This is a genomic window from Micromonospora sp. NBC_00898, assembly GCF_045207895.1.
Lineage (GTDB): Bacteria > Actinomycetota > Actinomycetes > Mycobacteriales > Micromonosporaceae > Micromonospora.
Map to the genome: position 1 here is coordinate 919,408 of NZ_CP108775.1, position 21,299 is coordinate 940,706.

Sequence of the window (21,299 nt, forward strand, 5' to 3'; positions counted from 1 at the left end):
TCCGAGCACCTACCGAACCCCACAGGAGGCAACACTCAACACCCCGACCGACAACGCCGCCAAACCCTTCCACCCGAGCGCCTGACATCGTCCACTCACGGGCAGCCGCGTCAAGGGCGCCTACGGCGTCGCTACGCGATCAGCTCCGCCGACCCTTGACCCGCCCACCCGATCGCAGAATCCGGCACCTGTCGGGTCGGAAGGACGAATCCGCGCGTCCACCCACAAGCGGGGAATACCAACAAACTACCAACATTCGCGCCCTTGCCACTCAGGGCCGAAGCAGGTAAGCCCTCATCGAGCGCTTCCGCGGCCGGGAAGGCCAGACAGAGACCGACCGCGCTTGGACCAGACGCGTCACCGACGTCCGCAACTGGTTCACCTTCACAGCCACCGAGCGCTGGCGAGACGACGACACCGAATACGAGACCTACGCCGACTCCGGCGGCAAGTCCGGAGGGCAGAAAGAGAAGCTCGCCTACACCATCCTGGCCGCGTCCCTGGCCTACCAGTTCCGTCTCGACGCCGAGAACACCGGCACATTCCGGTTCGTCGTCATCGACGAAGCCTTCGGCCGTGGCTCCGACGACTCCACCCGCTTCGCGCTCGCCCTGTTCCAGCGTCTCGGCCTGCAACTGCTGATCGTCACACCCCTGCAGAAGATCCACGTCATCGAGCCATACGTATCCGCAGTCGGCTTCGTCGACAACCCCACCGACAGCTTCTCCCGGCTGCAGACCCTGACCATCGACGAATACCACCGCCGGCGACAGGCCCACACTGGCGCCGACCCGGAGGCATAACTATGCCGCGCAGCCGCAGCAGCCAACAAGCCCCATGGACCATCGTCGAGGACGCCATCGCCGTCCTGCGACGGCGCTGGGAACGCGGCGACTTCCTCCGCGACGTTGCCCACGGCACATCGCCAACCCCGCTCGCCGTGCCGCTGAAAGGACCGACCGCCGCCGAAACCGCCGACAACTTCGGGGATGTCCAACAGTGGGCCACCCGCTGGCGCGAAGTCGACGGCCGATCCCTGCGTGTCGAGTACCGCAGCGTAGGCGGCCGGCTCATCGGCACCAACCAACTCCCGCACAAGGCATGGATCGACACGCCAGACGCCCTCTGGCGAACGCTCGGCGTCCAGGCCCAGGTCCACCGCTATCAAACCCTCCTCGACCTAACCCGCGCCGTCTCACCTCCGATAGCCGCGTGGGCCGCCGAGCGCCCGATGAAGCTCCTCACCCACGAACAGGACTGGACTCGTGAGGTTCCCCCGATAGCGTGGAGGCCGGACCTAAGGGGATAGATGGTCATGGCTGAGACGAGGCGGCGGTTCGACCGGGAGTTCCGTGAGGGCGCCGTGCGGATCGTGCGGGAGACGGGCAAGCCGATCGCGCAGGTCGCTCGGGACCTGGGGATCAACGACGGCACCTTGGCCAACTGGGTGGCGCAGGACCGGCGGGCTCGGGGTGAGGCCGCCGCCGGCGGTCTCGGTGAGGACGAACGCGCCGAGCTGGCTCGGCTGCGCAAGGAGAACGCCGAGCTGGCGATGGAGCGCGATGTGCTCAAGCGATCCGTGGTCCTGTGGGTCAAGGAGGCGACGAAGTGACTGTGGCCGGGTTCGTCGCCGCTCAGAGGACCGAGCACGCCGTGCCGCACGCGGTGACCTGTCGGGCGTTGGGACTGTCGCAGTCGTGGTTCTACAAGTGGCGTGACCGGCGGCCCACCGCGCGGCAGACCCGCCGCGACGCCCTTGATGAGGCGATCCGGGCCGCGTTTGACGCCTCCGGCGGCACGTACGGCTCTCCCCGGGTGACCCAGGATCTGCACGCCGACGGGTGGCAGGTGTCGGTCAACACCGTCGCGGCGCGCATGGCGCAGCTGGGTCTGGCCGGACGCACCCCGCGACGCCGATGCAGCCTCACCAAGCAGGGCAAACGCCCGGTGGCGCCGGACCGGGTGCGGCGGCAGTTCACCGCCGTCGCGCCGGACGTGTTGTGGTGCGGCGACATCACCGAGGTCGTCACCGACGAGGGCAAGCTCTACCTGGCCACGGTGATCGACCTGTACTCGAGGCGGCTGCTCGGCTACGCGATGAGCGCGCATCACGACGCCGACCTGACCCAGGCGACCCTGGGCATGGCCGCCGCGACCCGCGGCGGCACCGTCGACGGAGTGATCTTCCACAGCGACCGCGGCAGCGAGTACACCGCCGCCGACTACGCCAAGGCCTGCCGCCGCCTCGGTGTCCTACAGTCGATGGGCCGGGTCGGCTGCGCCCTGGACAACGCCGCCGCGGAGGCGTTCAACTCCACCATCAAGGTCGAGTACATCCACCGGCAACGGTTCCGCACCCGATCCGAGGCCCGACTCAAGATCGCCACCTGGATCGTCGACTTCTACAACGTCCGCAGACGTCACAGCGCCTGCGACGGCATGTCACCCGTCGACTACGAACACTTCATCGCCGAAGCCCGCCGGGCTCAGGCAGCTTAAACAACCCTCCACGCTTCCAGGGGATTGACAACTCGCCTGCTCGACACGGTCGCGTGGATCGACCATCACGCCGATCCCGCCACCTACCTGCGACAGATCGACGTCCGCGACGTCGACACCAAGTTCGTCGAAACCCGCCGCAGCATCCTTGCCGAGCTACTCGACCGACACCTCCCCGCTGATCGAGTCAACGTCGCTCACCCGCCGTCAGCCTTCGCTGAACGCTACGGACTACGGCCCAAGCCTCTGCTCGTTCGAATCCGCTTCCTCGACAACCACCACCGCCCCATGCCGTACAGCGACCTCACCGTCCGCGCGAGCGAACTGGCTACCACACCCCCGCCTGTGGCGACCGTCTATGTCGTCGAGAACGAAACCACCTTCCTCGCCTTCCCGCCCGTCCACGGCGCTGCCGTGATCCTCGGCAGCGGCTACGCCGTCGCGAAACTGGAGCCCCTGACATGGCTCCGCGACCGCAACCTCATCTACTGGGGCGACATCGACACGCACGGCTTCGCCATTCTCGATCGCCTACGCGCCGCCTTCTCACACACACGCTCAATTCTCATGGACCGCGAAACCCTACTCGCCCACCGCGCACACTGGGGTCGCGAACCGACCCCCACCCGCCGATCACTTCCGCAGCTTACGAAACAAGAGCGGGCACTTGTTGACGACCTCGTCAATGACGCATTCGCACCGTCCCTCCGGCTAGAGCAGGAACACATCCGGTACCCAGCGATAAGCGATGCCCTCAAGGCTTCGGCCGATTGACGTCCGGACAGTTCCCGGGCCTCGGGAGCCTCCTGCCCCGGCTGGCCGAGAAAGAGCTCAATCTTGGCTGGGGGCGCTTCCGCCGTTCGCTACTGCCGACGGCAGTAAGTCAGTAGCCCTGAGGGCCACCCGTTCACCGCGGGGCAGGCCTTGTTGGGCCCGCCCTGGCGCCCCAGGCTTCGGCGCGCTTCTGATCCTGCTCACCACCCAGGGTGTCGCCCGACTGGCGGCACCACGACAGGCCGAGCCGCTGGCCGAGCCCAGCGGCTCCATAGCCCCTCCGCCATGGCCTCACCGCCGCGCCGTCCCTGTTGCTACCGCGTGAACTCCAGCTCTGAGTCTGCCTGACGGCGGCCCAATTCTTCCTGCCTGGACTGACTACGCTGCTGTCGTCTCTGCAGGCGCATTGAATCGGCTTCCTTGGGTAATTAATTGATGCTCATAGGCAGCTCGCGCGTGTAGTGTTTACGCACCGTGTGACTGGATAGGTCGTCAGGCGGTTGTGGTGTCTGTTGTGGAGGCTGGTAGCTTGGCGGGTTGTGCCTGCCGAGTCGTTGCCGTCGTATGACGAGCTGGTTGCGCACGTCGTGGAGTTGACCGCCCGGTTGGAGCAGGCTCTCGCGCGGGTTGCGGATCTGGAAGCCCGGTTGAAGTTGTCGTCGTCGAACTCGTCGAAGCCTCCCTCGTCGGACGGGTTGGCCAAGCCGGCGCCGAAGTCGTTGCGCGGGCGGTCGGGTCGGGGTCCGGGACGGCCGAAGGGTCAGGACGGTGTCACCTTGGAACGGGTGGCGGACCCGGACGTGGTGCTCCGGCACCGGCCCGCGGTTTGCGCCGGGTGCGGGAAGAGCCTGGCGGCGGCTACCGAGATCGAGGTGACCCGGCGGCAGGTGATCGACCTTCCGGAGCCGAAGCCTCAGGTGACCGAGCATCAGCTGATCACTTTGGCCTGTGCGTGTGGGCATCACACCACCGCGCCCGCGCCGCCAGAGGCGTCCGCGCCGGTCGTGTACGGGCCGCGTCTGGCCGGGATCGGCGTCTACCTGCTGCACGGGCAGTTCCTGTCGGTGTCACGCACGGCGGCGGCGATCAAGGACCTGTTCGGGGTGCCGGTCGCGGCGGGCACCGTGGCCGGCTGGGTGAAACGCACCGCCCTGGGCATCATCGACCGCGTGCTGCCGGTGATCGCCGGACGCGTCGCCGCCGCACCGGTAGCCCATTTCGACGAGACCGGGATGCGCACCGCAGGCCGTCTCGCGTGGCTGCACTCCGCCTCCACACCCACCGACGTGCTCCTCGCCGTGCACCCGAAACGCGGCACCATCGCGATGGACGAGATCGGGATCCTCCCGCGGTTCCGCGGGGTCGCGGTGCATGACGCGTGGGCGCCGTACGACACCTACACCGACGCGGTCCACGCGCTGTGCAACGCCCACGCGCTCCGCGAGTTGATCTATGTCACCGACACCGCCACCGGCCTGGTCGCCGACCTCGCCGGCCAGGCCATCAGCGCCCTGCGGCAGCTGAACCAGCTCGTCGGCACCGCGCACACCGCCGACGCCACACCTGATCAGGCCGACCTCGCCTACCACCTGCACCTGTTGCGCAGCGCGGTCGTGCTCGGCGCCCAAGCCACCGCCGAACGCGCGAGCAAGCTCGAACGCAAGCATCACGCCCTGTTCGTCCGGCTGCGTGACCGCCGCGACGACTACCTGCGCTTCGTCACCAACCCCGCCGTCCCGTTCGACAACAACCCGGCCGAGCGGACCATCCGCATGCCGAAACTGAGGATCAAAGTCTCCGGCAGCATGCGCACCCTCACGGGAGCCGAACACTTCGCTGCGATCCGCAGCTACACAGCCACCGCCACCCGAAACGGCCTCGGCATGCTCGACGCCCTCATCACCGCCGCCGCCGGCAACCCCTGGATCCCCACCACCGCCTGACCACCGGCTCCAACGCGCCTGAGCAATGCTTGAAACCTGTGGATGACCTTGGGAGGGGCGTACCTTCCCGGGGATAGCCGATGAAGGTTTCCAGCAAGGCCCGCGCCTGCCAGCGCGGGTCGGGAAGGTACGCCCGTGCTCACGGTAGTCAACCCTGATGACCCCACGCCAGCGACCGGATCGGTCCCGGCCGGGGCGGGTGGGTCGTTGATCGACGAGATCGTGCGGGACGGTGCCCGTAGGATGCTCGCCGCTGCCCTCGAAGCCGAGGTGGCTGCGTATATCGCTGCGCACACCGGCGACGTCGACGATGCCGGGCGGCGGTTGGTCGTGCGTAACGGTCACGCCCAGCCGCGGAAGGTCCTGACCGCGGCCGGGGCCGTGGAGGTCGCCGCGCCGCGGGTCAACGACAAACGCGTCGACGACGCCGGCGAGCGTCAGCGGTACTCGTCGGCGATCCTGCCGGCGTGGTGCCGTAAGTCGCCGAAGATCACCGAGGTGTTACCGCTGCTCTACCTGCATGGCCTGTCGTCGCAGGACTTCGCCCCCGCGCTGGAGAACTTCCTCGGCACCGGCTCGGGACTGTCCGCGGCGGTGATCACCCGGCTGACCGTGCAGTGGCAGGACGAGGCCCGCCAGTTCGCCGACCGCGACCTCTCGGGTGTGGACTATGTCTACCTGTGGGCGGACGGGGTGCACCTCAACGTGCGCCTCGACGAGGAGAAACTGTGCCTGCTCGTCATGATCGGCGTCCGCGTCGACGGCACCAAGGAACTCATCGCCCTGGCCGAGGGCTACCGCGAGTCGTCCGGCTCCTGGGCGGACCTGCTACGCGACTGTAAACGCCGCGGGATGCGCGCCCCGGTCCTGGCCGTCGGCGACGGCGCGCTCGGCTTCTGGTCGGCGTTACGTGAGGTGTTGCCCGAAACCCGTGAGCAGCGCTGCTGGTTCCACAAGATCGGCAACGTCCTCGCTGCGCTGCCGAAGTCCGCGCATCCCGGCGCGAAGAAGGCCCTCGCCGAGGTCTGGAACGCCGAGGACCGCGACCACGCCCGCCGCGCCGTCGCCGCGTTCAAGCTCGCCTACGGCGCCAAGTTCGCTAAGGCCGTCGCCAAGGTCACCGATGACCTCGACGAGCTCCTCGCGTTCTACGACTACCCCGCCGAGCACTGGGTGCACCTGCGCACCACGAACCCGATCGAGTCGACGTTCGCGACCGTGCGGCACCGCACGAAGGTCACCAAGGGCCCTGGATCGAAGGCCGCCGGCCTGGCCATGGCGTTCAAACTCATCGAGGCCGCCCAGGCCCGGTGGCGGGCGGTCAACGCACCACACCTTGTCGCCCTCGTCCGCGCCGGCGCCCGCTTCGAACGCGGCCACCTCGTCGAACGGACAGGTCAGGAATCCATCGCCATCACTGCCGCCGCCTGATCAAAGATTTCTCATCCACAAGTCTTGACGATTGCTCAACGCGCCTCGATTCAGGGACCTATCCAGTTACCGCACCGTGAGGTGCTAGGCTTTACCGCATGAGCACCCGTTTGTATAACGGATGCTACATAGGAGAGTTCAGATCCCCCCTCGGACACAATTTAGTACATGATCCACTTGGGTTTGCCTGAGCGGATACCGTGCGGGCTGTCGGCCGGTAGGTCAGAGTCAGCCCCAATTCGCGGTAGATCAGGGCCTTGTCGGCGGGGGCGGCGTCGCGAAGCACCGCGGTGATGTTGCCCAAGGCTTCTACGATGTGGCGTATCTCGTCAGGGCTCATAGTCTGCCGTCCGGTGAGGCTGCGCAGCTTGGCCTCGGCGGTGACCTGTTCTGCTTGGACGTCGGCGATCCATCGGCTGACGACGGTGGGGTCGGCTCCGCTGTCGAGAGCGGCACGGTAGCGGTCCAGCCGGGTTGCGCAGGTGGCGAGGTTTTCCCGTGCTGCCTTGATCGCCTGTTGATCGGCGTCGTCGTGTTGCGCTTCGGCCATCGCTCGGACGGTTGCGGTGAGTCGGCTGGGTGAGAAGGCTCGGGCGAGCCATGGGTCGAGTTGTTCGAGGATGTGGTCCTCGCGGACATAGACGCTGCGGGGGTGCGCGATGCGGTTCGCGTCGGCGTACTCGGCGGCGTAGGTGCAGCGGTAGTTGTTGCGGTCGTTGTTGAAGCTGCCGATCATGCGCCGTTGGCAGATGCCGCACTGCAGGAGGCCGGACAGCACGTAGTTGCGCTTGCTGGCCCGGGGCTTCGTGACCCCATCGGGACGCCTTCCCGCACTGGCGATCAGCGTCTGGGTGCGGGTATACGTCTCGTCATCGATGAGTGGTTCGTGTGCCAGGGCGCCGGAGTAGATCCACTCGTTGGTGGGGTTCCAGCGCAGTTTGGTTTCGTGTCCAAGGGCGACGTCGTCGACATCGATCAGGATTTCGGTCTTGCGTTGTTTGTTCCACACCTGGCGGCCGGTGTAGCGAGGGTTGGTCAGGATGACGCGGATGGCGCTCTTGCTCCATGCCGTGGTGGTGCGGTGTGGGTTGCGTCGCCGGTCGTAGGCCGAGGGGGAGAGGATGCCGTCGCGGGTGAGTCCTTCGGCGATGGCGAAGATGCCTTGTCCGGCGAGGTACTCGGCGTAGATGCGCTGCACGACGGGAGCGGTGAGGGGATCGGGTTCCAGGCGGTGCAGTCGTCGGCCTGTAGGGCTCGTAAAGTCCGTTCGGCTACGCTGCCTGCGAATACTCGTTGATCAATCCGCCGAGGATCGGTTGCCGTTGGACCCGGGCACCGTTCAGGTCAACGACGTGCGGTGAAGGATTCGGCGGCCGCTGATCCAGTGAACGATGCGGCCGGTGATCGTTGTAGTGGCGGGTGTACTCGCCGAGTACCGTCGTCAGGTGCCGCTCGCCGACGATGAGCATCCGGTCGGTGCACTCCCGGCGCACGGTGCCCACCCAGCGTTCGGCGAATGAGTTCGCCCGAGGCGCCCGCGGCGGAGTCTTGATCACGTCGATGCCCTCCGCCGCGAACACCGCGTCGAAGACCGCCGTGAATTTCGTGTCCCGGTCGCGCAGCAGGAACCGCAGCCCAACAGCACGCTGATCGAGGTGCATGAGCAGGTTGCGCGCCTGCTGCGCCACCCAGGCGCCGCTCGGATGGGCGGTCGCCCCGACGACGTAGACCTGGCGGGTCGCGATCTCGACGAAGAACAGCACGTAGATCCGTTTGAGGAATACGGTGTCGACCGTGAAGAAATCGCACGCCAGGATCGTGTGGGCTTGGGCGGCCAGGAACTGCTTCCAGGTCTGCCCCGACCGGCGCGGTGCCGGGTCGATGCTGGCGTTGTGCAGGATCTTCCAGACGGTGCTGGCCGCCACCCGGTAGCCCAGGCCGACCAGCTCACCCTGGATGCGGCGGTGGCCCCAGGTCGGGTTCTCCGCCGCGAGTCGTAGCACCAGGTCACGGACCTGCTTGTCGATCGGTGGCCGGCCGGGCCGCGCATGCGGGTACGTCCACCGCCGGGCGACAAGCTCCCGATGCCAGCGCAACAGGGTCGCTGGGGTCACGAAGAACACCGACCAGCGTGGACGGGGCAGCAGCCGCGACAACACCGCCAACACCAACCGGTCAGCCGGTTGAAGCTTGGGTCGGTTCACCTGGCGGCGTAGCACCGCCACCTGATGCCGGAGCACGAGGATCTCCACATCCTTGGCCCCACCGTCGCGGGCGAGCTGGGTCAACATCTGCAGAACCTGGCGCAGTAGCAGGTATACCAACGAGGCGCTCATGCCCTCCATCGTGTCGGGCACGGCGGCGTTGGGCATGCGCAGAACCGCAGGCCATCCGGCGTGACCCAATTCTCGAGCCCCACAGGGTGCTGCGGCGTGATCGCCTCGGCGGCATGGTCGGCGAATACTCGCAGGCCGCGTAGGCTGACCGACTTTCTGGCACCCACAGGCCTTCGGCCCGGGCCGCCAGGGCGGCGGGCCTACCGTCGGCGCTCACGCCGTCGCCTTCGTCGAGGGCTATTACCTCCAGCCGACACCCGTGGTGCGGTCTCCGTCCTGCCTGCGCTCAGACGGGGCGGTGCATGGTGTCGGGCAGCAGCCGACGCGGTAGCGGCCCGGGCGGGGACTTTAGTCCTAGCACGGCGGGAGGTCCGTCGGTACCGCCGACATCAAGATACGGCGAGCCTGTCACCGAGACCGGCTCCGAGCCGGTCCTGAGCGAAACGGACGACGTCATGAGAGCAGCGGTCGTCACCGACCTGGGATCCCAACAGCATATCCGCGACGTGGAGACCGGCCCGCCTCGTCTAGCTGCTCTGAGCAGCATGTTTGTGGGGAACCCTCGATGACGACGATCACGCTCGGTGTCGTCGGCGAAACGGCCGGGAATGAGCGTCGGGTGGCGCTCACCCCCGACGGTGTCACCCGGCTCGTGGCGGCGGGTATGGCCGTCGTGGTCGAGTCCGGGGCCGGGCAAGCCGCCTGGTACCCGGACCCCACCTACGTCGCTGCCGGCGCCCGGATCGTCAACCGCGACGAGATCTACGCCCAGGCCGACGTGCTGTTCTGCGTACGCCCACCCGACGACGTCGCGCGCATGCACGCCGGTCAGACCCTCATCGGACTGTTACAGCCGCTGACGGACCCGGGGTTGGCGGAGAGGCTCGCGGCGGCGAAGGTGACAGCGATCAGCCTGGACATGCTGCCGCGCACCGTGAGCCGGGCACAGGCGATGGACGCGCTCACCTCGCAGGCGAACGTCGCGGGCTACAAGGCGGTCCTCGTCGCCGCCGACACCTACGGCGCGTACTTCCCGATGCTGATGACCGCGGCCGGCACCACTCGACCCGCGCAGGTTCTGGTCCTCGGCGCCGGCGTCGCCGGGCTGCAGGCCATCGCGACCGCGCGTCGCCTCGGTGCGCTCGTGACCGGGTACGACGTGCGTGAAGCCGCCCACGCGGACATCGCCTCGACCGGAGCCACCGTGCTCGATCTACCCGCCGCGGTTTCCGCGGCCGGTGCCGGCGGTTACGCACGGGAGCTCAGCGAGGACGAAGCCCACGCCCAGCGGGACGCGATGGACGCCGCCATCGGCCGGTTCGACGTGGTCATCACGACCGCCCAGGTTCCCGGCCGGCGCCCACCACGGCTGGTCTCCGCGACCGCCGTCGCAGGGATGCGACCGGGCTCCGTCGTGGTCGACCTGGCCGCCGGCCCGCTCGGCGGCAACGTCGACGGCTCCGTCGCCGACGCGACCGTCGTCACGGACAACGGTGTGACGATCATCGGCGCCGGGAACCTCCCGTCCGCCGTACCGCGAGCCGCGTCCATCTCCTACTCGCGCAACATCACCGCCCTGCTCACCTACCTCGTCCACGACGGTGCCCTCGTGCTGGACCCGGCTGACGATCTGCAGGCCGGAGTCCTGATCACCCACGACGGGCAGGTCGTGCACCCACGGATCACGAACGCGCTCACGCACGCCTGCCTGGAGGTCGGATCATGACCCCGCTGCTGTTCGCCGACATCACCATCTTCGTGCTCAGCCTGCTCGTCGGCTTCGAGGTCATCACCAAGGTGCCGGCCACGCTGCACACGCCGCTGATGTCCGGCGCCAACGCCATTCACGGCGTCGTGCTCGTCGGCGTGATGGTCCTCGCCGCGACCACCGACACCCTCCTCGGCTACCTCATCCTGCTGGTCGCCGCCGGGTTCGCGGCGATGAACGTGGTTGGCGGCTACATCGTCACCGACCGGATGCTCGCCATGTTCCGCACCCACCCCACCGGTGCGGCGGACATGAAGGGGAAGGAGCGGTCGTGACCGCGTTCGACAGCACCATCCACGTCGTCTATCTCGCGGCCGCCGTCTGCTTCGTGCTCGGGCTGCATCTGATGACCTCACCGGCGACCGCGCGGCGCGGCAATCAGATCTCCGCGATCGGGATGACTGCCGCGGTGGCCACCACCGTCGTGCTGCTCGCCCAAGACCATGTCATCACCGCCGCCGCGATCGCTGTCCTCACCGTCGGTGTCGCCGCAGGTGCGATCGCCGGTTTGGCCACCGCGCGGAAGGTCCGGATGACCGCCATGCCACAGTTGGTGTCGCTGTTCAACGCGGTCGGTGGCGGCGCTGCCGCCCTGATCGCCTTCGGCGACGCTGTCAGGCACACCGGATCGGTCGACCTGTCCTCGGCGCCGGTGCGGACGACGCTCACGACGGTGTTGGACGTGTTCATCGGCGCCGTCACGTTCAGTGGATCCCTGGTCGCCTCCGGCAAACTTGCGGGCGGAATCCCCGGTAGACCGATCACGTTCCGCAGCGGGCGCGCCCTTAACCTGCTCTTCGCTGCCACGGGTGCCGCCGCCGGCGCCGCGTATCTGGCCGGACATGGCGGGATCGCCATCCTGTGCCTGGTCGCGGCAGGGGGACTCGGTGTCGGGGTGCTGATGACGTTGCCGATCGGCGGCGCCGACATGCCTGTCGTGATCTCGCTGCTCAATGCGTTCACCGGCACTGCCGTGGCGATGGCCGGCTTCGTCATCGACAGCAGCCCGCTGATCATCGCCGGTGCCCTTGTCGGGGCCGCCGGTACCATCCTCACCAAACTGATGGCCGATGCTATGAACCGGTCCATCGGCAACATCATCGCCGGAGGCTTCGGCGCCGGCGACGAGCAAGCCATCAACCCAGGAATCGCCGTCACCGGCCAGGTCCGCGATATCACGGTCGACGACGCGGCGATCCAGCTCGCCTACGCCAGCAAAGTGATCATCGTTCCCGGATACGGTCTCGCCGCCGCCCAGGCCCAACACGAAGTCGTCGCCCTCGCCCAAGCGCTGAGCGACCACGGCGTGGAGGTCTCCTACGGCATCCACCCCGTCGCAGGCCGCATGCCGGGGCACATGAATGTGCTGCTCGCCGAGGCGAACGCTCCGTACCCTCAACTCAAGGACATCGACGAGATCAATCCAGAATTCGTCCGCGCCGACGTCGTCCTCGTCGTCGGCGCCAACGACGTCACCAACCCGGCCGCCCGAAGGCCCGGCAACGCGGTGTCCGGCATGCCGATCCTCGACGTCGACCATGCCAAGAGCGTCATCGTCATCAAACGATCGCTGGGCCATGGCTACGCCGGCATCGACAACGAGCTCTACACCAACCCCAAGACCGCGATGCTGTTCGCCGACGCCAAAGCCGGGCTCACCGCACTCCTCGCCGGACTCAAGGCATATGCGACGTGACCTGATGATCCGCCGAAGGTACCCGCTGCGGCGTGACATTCGGCCCTGCCCGTGCAGCTACGGCAGGGAGAGGCTCAGCGCATGCAGGTATCAGCGCCGCAATCGACACGGCCGGGTCAGGGCTACCTCCCCCGCCTCGTCGACCCGACTCGCCACGTCGCGAAGGGCTGAAGCGAATGTTCGAAATCCGGATTCACGGACGCGGCGGCCAGGGCGTCGTGACGGCGGCCGAACTGCTGTCGGTGGCGGCCTTCCGCGACGGCCACGAGGCACAGGCGTTCCCCAGCTTCGGCTCCGAACGCATGGGTGCCCCGGTCGTGTCGTACTGCCGCATCGCCGATCAGCCGATCCGCCTGCGGGAGCCGGTGGCGGCACCGGACGCGGTGATCGTCGTCGACGCGACGCTGCTGCACCACGTCGACCTGTTCGCCGGGCTGGCGCCGGCGGGATACGTGCTCATCAACTCGACGCGCTCCGTAGAAGAGCTGGGTATCTGCGATCTCGCCGATCGCCTCGACCGTAGGCGGATCCTCACGGTTGCCGCGACCGACCTGGCTCGGCAGCACATCGGACGGCCGGTGCCGAACGTGTGTCTGCTCGGCGCCTTCGCCGCGCAGACCGGGTCGGTCAGCTTCGCGTCCATCGAATCCGCCGTACGCGACCGCTTCCACGGGCCGGTCGCCAAGGCAAATGTGACCGCGGGACGCGCTGCCTACGACACCGTGCGGGAGGCTCAGCATGCGTGAGCAGATGGAGGGTTCGACGGCGATCGCGAGGACCGTCGCCCGGTGCCGACCGCAGGTCGTGCCCGCCTACCCGATCACCCCGCAGACCCACATCGTCGAGGCGGTCGGTGCCATGGTCAAAGTCGGCACCCTGACGCCGTGCGAATTCATCACGGTGGAGTCGGAGTTCGCGGCGATGTCCGCCGCGATCGGTGCGTCCGCGGCCGGTGCCCGCGCCTACACGGCCACCGCCAGTCAGGGCCTGCTGTACATGGCCGAGGCGCTATTCAACGCGGCCGGCCTCGGGCTGCCGATCGTGATGACGGTGGCGAACCGGGCCATCGGCGCGCCGATCAACATCTGGAACGACCAGTCCGACGCGATGAGTCAACGCGACTGCGGCTGGATCCAGCTCTACGCCGAGGACAACCAGGCGGCGGTCGGGCTGCACGTCATCGCGTTCCGGCTGGCGGAGACCCTGTCGGTGCCGGTGATGGTGTGCGTCGACGGGTTCGTGCTCACCCACGCCTTTGAACCGATCGAGTTGCCCACGCCGCGGCAGGTCGACGACTACCTGCCCACATATCAGCCGCGCCAGGTCCTCGACCCGGACGAGCCGGTCACCATCGGCGCCATGGTCGGTCCCGAGGCGTTCACCGAGGTGCGCTACCTCGCCCACCACCAGCTCACCCAGGCGCTGGTACGGTTCCCGGAACTCGCCGACGAATACGCAGCAGCCACCGGTCAGGCCCTGTCAGCGGTTTCGACCTACCGCAACGCGGGCGCCAGGACGGTCGTCGTAGCGCTCGGCTCGGTCATCGGGACCGTCAAGGACACCGTCGACGACTACGACAAGCCGGTCGGTGTCGTCACCCTGACGCTGTACCGGCCCTTTCCCGCGGCCGACGTGCGCCGGGCCCTCGCCGACGCGGACCACGTCGTCGTGCTGGAGCGGGCGTTCGCACCCGGCGCGGGCGGGATCGTGTCCGCCGACGTACGTGCCGCCCTCGCCGGTCTCCCCACCCGGATCAGCACGGTCGTGGCGGGCCTGGGCGGTCGCGCGGTGACCCGGGCGTCGCTGCGCACCATGCTCGACGACGCCCACGCCGGCCGACTGCCCGAGCTGAGCTTCCTCGACCTGCGCACTCAGGTCGTCGCCCAGGAGATCGCGCGGCTCGACGATGTCGCACACCATCCGCACCGGTCCGCCGCCCCGCCACGAATCGACGTGAGGTGACCGCCATGACCGGCCAGAACCTGAAGTTCTACCAGGTCGGCAGTCGCGCCGTCGGCAACCGGCTGCTCGACGCGGACCTGCGCACCGAGCAGGCCAACCCCGACCGGCGCAACGCACTCAACTCCGGGCACCGCGCCTGCCAGGGCTGCGGCGAAGCACTCGCCGCCCGCTACGTCATGGACACCGCCTATCGGGCCACCAAGGGCCGTCTCGTCGCGGTCAACGCCACCGGCTGCCTGGAAGTCTTCTCCACCCCGTACCCGGAAAGCTCCTGGCAACTGCCGTGGCTGCACTCGCTGTTCGCCAACGCCGCATCCGTCGCCACCGGCGTCGCCGCGGCCGTCCGCGCGAGAGGCGCCGAAGGCGTCCGCGTACTGGCGCAGGGCGGCGACGGCGGCACCGTCGACATCGGGATGGCGTGCCTGTCCGGGATGTTCGAACGCAACGACGACGTGCTCTTCGTCTGCTACGACAACGAGGCCTACATGAACACCGGCGTCCAGCGCTCCGGCGCCACCCCGCCCGCCGCCCGCACGGCCACGACGCCGGCCGTCGGGCCGCACCCGGGCAACGACTTCGGCAAGGGCAAGGACATGCCGCGCATCGCGATGGCGCACGAGATCCCGTACGTCGCCACCGCCACCGTCGCCGAACTGCACGACCTCGAAGCGAAAGTGGAGCGGGCGATGTCCCTGCGCGGCGCCCGCTACCTGCACGTCCTCGTCCCCTGCCCGCTCGGCTGGGGATCAGCGCCCGCCGACACCATCGCGCTGGCCCGCCTCGCCCAGCGCAGCGGCCTGTTCCCGCTGTTCGAGGCCGAACACGGTGAGGTCACCTCGGTACTGCCGATCCGGGATCAGGTCCCGGTGCAGGAGTACCTACGGCCGCAGAAGCGCTACGCCCACCTGTTCGGCGATCCGCCCCGCACAGAGGTCATCGCCGCGTTGCAGGCGCTCGCCGACCGCAACATCGCCCGCTACGGTCTGCTCACCCGGGAGGCGTGACCCGATGGACAAGCCCTTTGCGATCACCCTGGACATCCGTTCCAGCCTCGCCAACCACACCGGCACCTGGCGCAGCGAGCGCCCGGTCTACATCGACGGCTTACCGCCGTGCAATCACGCCTGCCCCGCCGGCGAACAGGTCCAGGGCTGGCTGTACGCCGCCGAGGACGGCAGCTACGAGACCGCGTGGCGGCGCCTGGTGGCGGACAACCCGTTCCCGGCGGTCATGGGCCGTGTCTGCTATCACCCGTGTGAGACCGCGTGCAACCGGGCCCAGGTCGACACCGCCGTGGGCATCAACTCGGTCGAGCGCTACCTCGGCGACGAGGCGATCCGACAAGGCTGGGCGCTGCCGGCGCCCGGCGTTCCGTCAGGCAAGCGAGTCCTGATCGTCGGCGCCGGCCCGGCCGGTCTGTCCGCGGCCTATCACCTGCGGCTGCGAGGACACGCGGTCGAAATCCACGAGGCAGGCGCGCAGACCGGCGGGATGATGCGGTTCGGCATCCCCACCTTCCGCCTTCCCCGCGAGATCCTCGACGCCGAGATCGACCGGCTGCTCGCCCTCGACATCACCCTCAAGCTCAACGCACGTATCACCGACCTCCACGCGACGATGCGGCACGGACGCTTCGACGCGGTATTCCTGGCTATCGGCGCGCAACTCGGCCACCGCGCCTACATTCCGGCCGGGCAGGCCGCCCGCATCCTCGACGCGCTCTCGGTCCTCGGCGACGCCGCCGCCGGAGGGCGCCCGCAGCTGGGCCGTACCGTCGTTGTCTACGGCGGCGGCAACACCGCGATGGACGTCGCCCGCACGGCACGTCGGCTCGGCGCCGACGATGCGATCGTCGTCTACCGCCGCACCCAGGCGCAGATGCCCGCCAATGCCATCGAGTTGCAGGAAGCCGTCGAGGAGGGCGTCCAGCTCAGATGGCTGCGCACCATCACCGCCGTCGACGACGGCACGATGACCCTCGAGAAGATGGTGTTGGACGAGCACGGCAACCCTGAACCCACCGGCGAATACGAGCATCTCGCCGGCGACGCCGTGATCCTCGCCCTCGGGCAGGATGTCGACCGCAGCATGCTCGACACCGTCCCCGACATCCAGATCGCCGACGGCGTCGTCCAGGTCGACGCGGCGATGATGACCGGCCATCCGGGTGTCTTCGCCGGCGGTGACCTCGTCCCCTCCGCCCGCTCGGTCACCAGCGGAATCGGTCACGGCAGGACCGCGGCGGAGCACATCGATCGGTGGCTTCGACACATCGCAGCTGAGACGGTCGGGGTGGGCACGGCAGGACGTGAACCAGTCGCCTTCGGTGCCCTGAACACCTGGTACTACAGCGACGCTCCGCACGCGATCCGCCCCCGCCTGGACGCCGCCCGCCGTACCGCCGACTTCAGCGAAGTGGTCGGCGGACTCGACGGTGACACCGCCCTCTACGAGGCCAGGCGCTGCATGTCGTGCGGCAACTGTTTCGGTTGCGACAACTGCTTCGGGGTGTGCCCCGACAACGCCGTCCTGAAAATCGACGGCGCGAACGGATACGCCATCGACTACGACTACTGCAAAGGCTGCGGGTTGTGTGCCGCCGAGTGTCCATGCGGCGCGATCACCATGGAGCCGGAACAGAACTGACCCCATGCGCCCATGGACACGGCATGGAGGAGCCTGGCGATGGATGACCCGCCGTGGTGGGCCCAACGCAAGGCCTTGTGCCGGACCAGGCCACGCGGATGCCGGGCCGGCCGCGCATAGGCGGGGACAGGCTGTGGTGTGCGGCGCCGACCGGTCGTGATGGCGTCGCACTGGCGCGCTCTACGAGACGCCCGTCGACATGTGTGTCCCGTGCCGGTCGCCCGACCCGCAAGACCTTCGGCGCCTCTGCTGGGGCCGTGCGGCACTGCCCGACCCGGCCGGATCAGAGCTGCAATGGAACGGGACTGGCGCGGCTCGCCGAGACGCCACGATTCCGCCGACCACCATGCCAGCCAGATCAGACGCGGAGTGAGGGGACGTAGCGTGACGACAAGCGCGACGAGCCTGGCGCGGAGCCCGATGTCGACGCCGCCGGGATCCGCCGTCCGTGCGGCGCGTCGACGACCGGTCCGCCGATGGTTCGCGTCGTACGGCCGCAGTCTGGCTGGAGCGTCCTTCGCGGTGGTGTGGTTGTGCCTGTCGTTGACCCCTTCGCTGTTGCCGCGGACGTGGGTGCAGCAGGGGCTCATCGGTGGTCTGTCCGCGTCCCTCGGGTATGCCGTCGGGTTCGCGTTCGGCGCCCTGGTGATTCGGCTGATCCCGCGGCGTCATCGACCGGGTGTTCGTCGGGTCGGCTGGCGGGTGTTCGCCGGGCTGTCGGTGCCGCTCGTCGCCGTCTCGCTGTACCGAGGTTCGGTGTGGCAGCGGGACATCCATCGGCTGATGGGGCAGCAACCACCGTCGCGGTACGCCTATGTGGCTGTGCTGGTGTTGAGCGTCGCCGTGTTCGTCGTCCTGACCGGGTCGGTCCGGATGTTGTGGGCTCTGGCGGCCGTCCTGTCCCGGCTGTTGCGGCGGTGGGTGCCGCGACGCGGCGCGCAGGTGATCGCGCTGACCGCGGTCCTGCTGGCGTCGATCGGCACCCTCAACGAGGTGGTGTATGACGGAGGGACCCGGATCGTGACGGCGATGGCCCGCACGATGGACGCCGGGACGAGTCGCGGCGCGCTGCCCCCGATGAGCGCCGCCCGGTCCGGCAGCCCGACGTCGTTGGTCAGCTGGGCCTCGCTCGGCCGTGAAGGACGTTCCTTCGTATCTGGCGGCCCGGGACCGGCGGAACTGGTCCGGTTCAGCGGCGTACCCGCGAAAGATCCCGTCCGGGTGTACGTCGGCCGGGCTTCGTCGCCGACCCTCGACGGCGAGGCGCTGCTGGCGGTCCGTGAGCTGGAGCGCACCGGCGCGTTCACCCGCAAGACGTTGTGTGTGATTACCACGACCGGCACCGGCTGGATCGATCCGCAGGCTGTGGCGGCGCTGGAGTACATGGACAACGGTGACAGCGCCCTGGTCGGCATCCAGTACTCGTATCTGCCGAGCTGGTCGTCGTTTGTGCTCGAGCAGGGCCGGCCCGCCGAAGCCGGCAAGGCCCTGTTCGACCGGGTGTACGCCCGGTGGTCGACGCTGCCGGCCGGTCACCGGCCCCGGCTGCTGGTCTTCGGTGAGAGCCTCGGAGCGCTGGGAGCGGAGGGCGCCTTCAGCGGTCTCGACGACATCGTCAACCACACGGATGGGGCGCTGTTCGCCGGACCCACCCACGCCGACCCGATCTGGCAGGACCTGACGGCGCACCGGGACGCGGGCAGCCCTGAGGCCGAGCCCACCTATGAGGGCGGCCGCGTGGTCTGGTTCGCGGCGCAACCGGCGGACCTGACCCGCTCGCCGGGCCGGCCCGACCCCAGGGTCGTCTACCTGCAGCACTCCTCGGACCCGGTGGTCTGGTGGTCACCGAAGTTGCTGGTGCACCAGCCTGACTGGCTGAAGGAGCGGCGCGGCGTCGACGTGCTGCCCGACATGCACTGGTACCCGCTGGTCACTCTTCTCCAGGTCACCGCGGACCTCGACGCGGCCTACGCGGCGCCGCCCGCACACGGGCACCGCTACAGCGACATGATCGTCGCGGGCTGGGCGGCGATCGCCGCACCGGCCGGGTGGACAGCGGCGCGGACCCGGGACCTCACCGCTGTCATCGACCCGTCGAACTGAGCCAGGGGCCCGGTCACGAAGGTGCGTCGAACCGCGGCGGGGAGCGACGGCCCGGTTACGAGGCCGATGCGAACTCAGGACGGATGAAGATTCCACAGCACCAGGGCCACGACGACGCCGAGACCGTTGGTGGCCCAGTGCAGGCCCGCGGCGGCGAGGAGGCTGCCACTGCGATGCCGCAACTCGCAGAAGAGCAGCCCCGCGCCGCCGGTGAAGGCGACAGCGGCAGCGACGATGACGACCTGCGCGAGCGCTCCACTTCCGAACACGGCCGCCACTGCCGGATTGACCGTGCCGAGGCGCAGCGACGGCAGGATGTGCCAGAGCCCGAACAGAGCAGAGGAGAAGCCGGCGGCCCGTCGCACGCCGTGATGTCGACGCACTAGCCCGAGGATCACCCCGCGGAAGGCGACCTCCTCCAGCAGCACCGTGGCGATCGGGATGACGACGAACGCGCTCACCAGCGCCTTGACTGCAGGCAGGTGGTACCGGGCGTCGAGAAACGCCGCCCGGGTCACGGGGAGCGCCGCGGCCACGGCGTACACGCCGGCGACGACGGCGATCGCGGCGACCCCCCACGCCGTGCCCGTGCGCCACGACCGTCGGGCGAGTCCCAGATCCTCCCACGACAACCCGCACCGCCTTGCCAGGATCACCAGCGCCGCAGCGCACACGGGTCCTGCGACCAGGCCTGCGTGAGCGGGTCCCAGCCGGTACACGAGGGTCACGGCGACGAGGAGCAGGATCGTGCCGCCGACAGCGCCGACAAGATGACGGCGGCGTAGGACATCATCAGGGGGCCCATCCGACGACCGACCCGGCGGTGCCGGCTCGGCCGCCGGACGGCCGTGTACCTGCTGGGTCACCGGTCGAGCCTACGTCGCCCCACCGATGCGTCAGCGCTGTTTGATCCCCGCACCCTGCATCTGCCCGCTACGGTGGGGCGACCAACGCAACGCGGGCGGACATCCTGCTCATAGCGCCCACCATGTCTCGGCAAGGCGCGACGCCGACGTCGCAGGGCCGGACGGCCCCGACAATCGGGGACTCCGGTCATTCCCGGATTCTCCCGGCACGCGGACGCTGGAGTGGACATGACCGGGCAGGCGTGACGCCCGCAGCGGCGGCAGACCCCGGCGAAGAAGAGGAGTTCATCATGGAACAGGACTTCGTAGGCAGGGTGGCCATCGTGACCGGCGGCGGGTCTGGCATCGGAGAGGCGTGCGCGATGCTGCTGGCCGCCCGCGGGGCGAAGGTGCTGATCGCGGACCGGCACCTGGACGCCGCGGAGCGCGTGGCGAAGGAGATCGGTGACAGCGCCCTGCCGTACGCCGTGGACGTGAGGGATCCGGTGGCGTGCGAGGCGATGGTGCAGGCCGCCGTCCAGGCGTTCGGCCGACTCGACATCGCTGTGAACAACGCCGGGATCGGCGGGCCGCAGACCCCGACCGGTCAGTACCCCCTCGACGGTTGGGCCGACGTCATCGGCGTCAATCTGAGCGGGGTCTTCTACAGCATGCGGGCCGAAATTCCCGCCATGCTCGCGACCGCCGGCGGATCGATCATCAACATGGCGTCAATCCTCGGCACCGTCGGCTTCGCCCAGTCCGTGGCGTACGTCGCTGCGAAGCACGGCGTCGTGGGCATGACCAAGACGGCCGCACTCGAGTACGCGCAACAGGGTATCCGGGTCAACAGCGTGGGCCCCGGCTTCATCGACACCCCGCTGTTGGCAGTGGCAGACCAGGAGATCATCGCCGGCGTTAGTCGACTGCACCCAATCGGCCGCATGGGCCACGCGACTGAGGTCGCTGAGCTCGTGGCGTTCCTCGCCTCGGACAAGGCGTCCAACACCACCGGCTCCTACTTCCTGAGCGACGGCGGCTACACGGCACAATGAACCCCACGGGGCGGACCACGGGCAGGCTTTCCTCGCCTGCCCGTGACCAGTGTGAGGCCCCAAACCCACCCGAGTACGACGTTCCACGATGATCCGGCGTTCGGCTACCGGGTTCATCGCCTACGAGTTGCCGGCTCGTGGCGTCGTCGCGGACGCAACCGGGCCCGGCTCTGTTCCGCGCAGCAGATCTGGTCAGTCTTCGCCAAGAAACGCGGCCTGACCCGCAAGGCCGGAGCCAGCC

The 21,299-nt window shown here is 68.7% G+C and carries 19 protein-coding genes and 1 pseudogene; 17 read left to right on the top strand and 3 right to left on the bottom strand.

What is annotated here, in order from left to right:
• The first annotated feature begins 296 nt into the window (after positions 1-296).
• From OG799_RS04270 to OG799_RS04300, 7 genes are all read left to right on the top strand, one after another.
• Positions 297-803, top strand: a complete 507-nt coding sequence (locus OG799_RS04270; RefSeq protein WP_406046199.1) for an SbcC/MukB-like Walker B domain-containing protein — start codon at positions 297-299, stop codon at positions 801-803.
• 2 nt (positions 804-805) lie between these two features.
• Positions 806-1,309, top strand: a complete 504-nt coding sequence (locus OG799_RS04275) for a DUF3322 domain-containing protein (protein ID WP_406043292.1) — start codon at positions 806-808, stop codon at positions 1,307-1,309.
• A gap of 6 nt (positions 1,310-1,315) precedes the next feature.
• Positions 1,316-1,612 carry a transposase gene (locus tag OG799_RS04280; RefSeq protein ID WP_357115009.1) on the top strand — a complete coding sequence of 99 codons (297 nt, stop codon included), beginning with the start codon at positions 1,316-1,318 and terminating at the stop codon, positions 1,610-1,612.
• The gene (locus OG799_RS04285; RefSeq protein WP_406043294.1) at positions 1,609-2,499 is read left to right on the top strand and encodes an IS3 family transposase; all 891 of its coding nucleotides are present in this window, start codon (positions 1,609-1,611) and stop codon (positions 2,497-2,499) included. The genes OG799_RS04280 and OG799_RS04285 overlap by 4 nt, the downstream gene beginning before the upstream one ends.
• Positions 2,500-2,523: 24 nt before the next feature.
• Positions 2,524-3,273, top strand: a complete 750-nt coding sequence (locus OG799_RS04290; RefSeq protein WP_406043296.1) for a Wadjet anti-phage system protein JetD domain-containing protein — start codon at positions 2,524-2,526, stop codon at positions 3,271-3,273.
• 539 nt (positions 3,274-3,812) lie between these two features.
• Positions 3,813-5,216 carry an IS66 family transposase gene (gene tnpC, locus OG799_RS04295; protein ID WP_406043274.1) on the top strand — a complete coding sequence of 468 codons (1,404 nt, stop codon included), beginning with the start codon at positions 3,813-3,815 and terminating at the stop codon, positions 5,214-5,216.
• A gap of 135 nt (positions 5,217-5,351) precedes the next feature.
• Positions 5,352-6,647 (top strand): IS256 family transposase, encoded by a 1,296-nt coding sequence (locus tag OG799_RS04300; RefSeq protein ID WP_406043298.1) that lies wholly within the window; start codon positions 5,352-5,354, stop codon positions 6,645-6,647.
• Positions 6,648-6,771: 124 nt separating this feature from the next.
• On the opposite strand, the gene OG799_RS04305 is transcribed toward OG799_RS04300, so the two are convergent.
• Positions 6,772-7,845 carry a recombinase family protein gene (locus tag OG799_RS04305; protein WP_406043300.1) on the bottom strand — a complete coding sequence of 358 codons (1,074 nt, stop codon included), beginning with the start codon at positions 7,843-7,845 and terminating at the stop codon, positions 6,772-6,774.
• A gap of 73 nt (positions 7,846-7,918) precedes the next feature.
• A complete protein-coding gene (locus OG799_RS04310; protein ID WP_406043302.1) occupies positions 7,919-8,983 on the bottom strand; it encodes an integrase core domain-containing protein in 1,065 nt (354 codons plus the stop codon).
• 565 nt (positions 8,984-9,548) lie between these two features.
• Here OG799_RS04310 and OG799_RS04315 point away from each other — a divergent pair.
• From OG799_RS04315 to OG799_RS04350, 8 genes are all read left to right on the top strand, one after another.
• Positions 9,549-10,709 carry an NAD(P) transhydrogenase subunit alpha gene (locus tag OG799_RS04315; protein WP_406043304.1) on the top strand — a complete coding sequence of 387 codons (1,161 nt, stop codon included), beginning with the start codon at positions 9,549-9,551 and terminating at the stop codon, positions 10,707-10,709.
• Complete coding sequence (locus OG799_RS04320; RefSeq protein ID WP_406043306.1) at positions 10,706-11,026, top strand: NAD(P) transhydrogenase subunit alpha; 321 nt, start codon at positions 10,706-10,708, stop codon at positions 11,024-11,026. Before OG799_RS04315 ends, OG799_RS04320 begins: the two co-directional genes overlap by 4 nt.
• The gene (locus OG799_RS04325; RefSeq protein ID WP_406043308.1) at positions 11,023-12,447 is read left to right on the top strand and encodes an NAD(P)(+) transhydrogenase (Re/Si-specific) subunit beta; all 1,425 of its coding nucleotides are present in this window, start codon (positions 11,023-11,025) and stop codon (positions 12,445-12,447) included. Before OG799_RS04320 ends, OG799_RS04325 begins: the two co-directional genes overlap by 4 nt.
• Positions 12,448-12,623: 176 nt before the next feature.
• Positions 12,624-13,193 carry a 2-oxoacid:acceptor oxidoreductase family protein gene (locus OG799_RS04330; RefSeq protein ID WP_406043310.1) on the top strand — a complete coding sequence of 190 codons (570 nt, stop codon included), beginning with the start codon at positions 12,624-12,626 and terminating at the stop codon, positions 13,191-13,193.
• Positions 13,186-14,409, top strand: a complete 1,224-nt coding sequence (locus tag OG799_RS04335) for a hypothetical protein (protein ID WP_406043312.1) — start codon at positions 13,186-13,188, stop codon at positions 14,407-14,409. The genes OG799_RS04330 and OG799_RS04335 overlap by 8 nt, the downstream gene beginning before the upstream one ends.
• A 5-nt stretch (positions 14,410-14,414) precedes the next feature.
• Positions 14,415-15,413 (top strand): thiamine pyrophosphate-dependent enzyme, encoded by a 999-nt coding sequence (locus OG799_RS04340; protein ID WP_406043314.1) that lies wholly within the window; start codon positions 14,415-14,417, stop codon positions 15,411-15,413.
• 4 nt (positions 15,414-15,417) lie between these two features.
• The gene (locus tag OG799_RS04345) at positions 15,418-17,055 is read left to right on the top strand and encodes an NAD(P)-binding protein (protein ID WP_406043316.1); all 1,638 of its coding nucleotides are present in this window, start codon (positions 15,418-15,420) and stop codon (positions 17,053-17,055) included.
• Positions 17,056-17,475: 420 nt separating this feature from the next.
• Complete coding sequence (locus tag OG799_RS04350; RefSeq protein ID WP_406043318.1) at positions 17,476-19,158, top strand: alpha/beta hydrolase; 1,683 nt, start codon at positions 17,476-17,478, stop codon at positions 19,156-19,158.
• Positions 19,159-19,232: 74 nt separating this feature from the next.
• On the opposite strand, the gene OG799_RS04355 is transcribed toward OG799_RS04350, so the two are convergent.
• Complete coding sequence (locus OG799_RS04355) at positions 19,233-19,790, bottom strand: CPBP family intramembrane glutamic endopeptidase (RefSeq protein WP_406043320.1); 558 nt, start codon at positions 19,788-19,790, stop codon at positions 19,233-19,235.
• A gap of 476 nt (positions 19,791-20,266) precedes the next feature.
• On the opposite strand from OG799_RS04355, the gene OG799_RS04360 reads away from it, so the two are divergent.
• Both OG799_RS04360 and OG799_RS04365 read left to right on the top strand, forming a co-directional pair.
• The gene (locus OG799_RS04360; RefSeq protein WP_406043322.1) at positions 20,267-21,058 is read left to right on the top strand and encodes an SDR family NAD(P)-dependent oxidoreductase; all 792 of its coding nucleotides are present in this window, start codon (positions 20,267-20,269) and stop codon (positions 21,056-21,058) included.
• A gap of 87 nt (positions 21,059-21,145) precedes the next feature.
• Positions 21,146-21,292 (top strand): annotated as a pseudogene (locus tag OG799_RS04365) (IS3 family transposase); the annotation flags it as partial.
• Between the last annotated feature and the right edge of the window lie 7 nt (positions 21,293-21,299).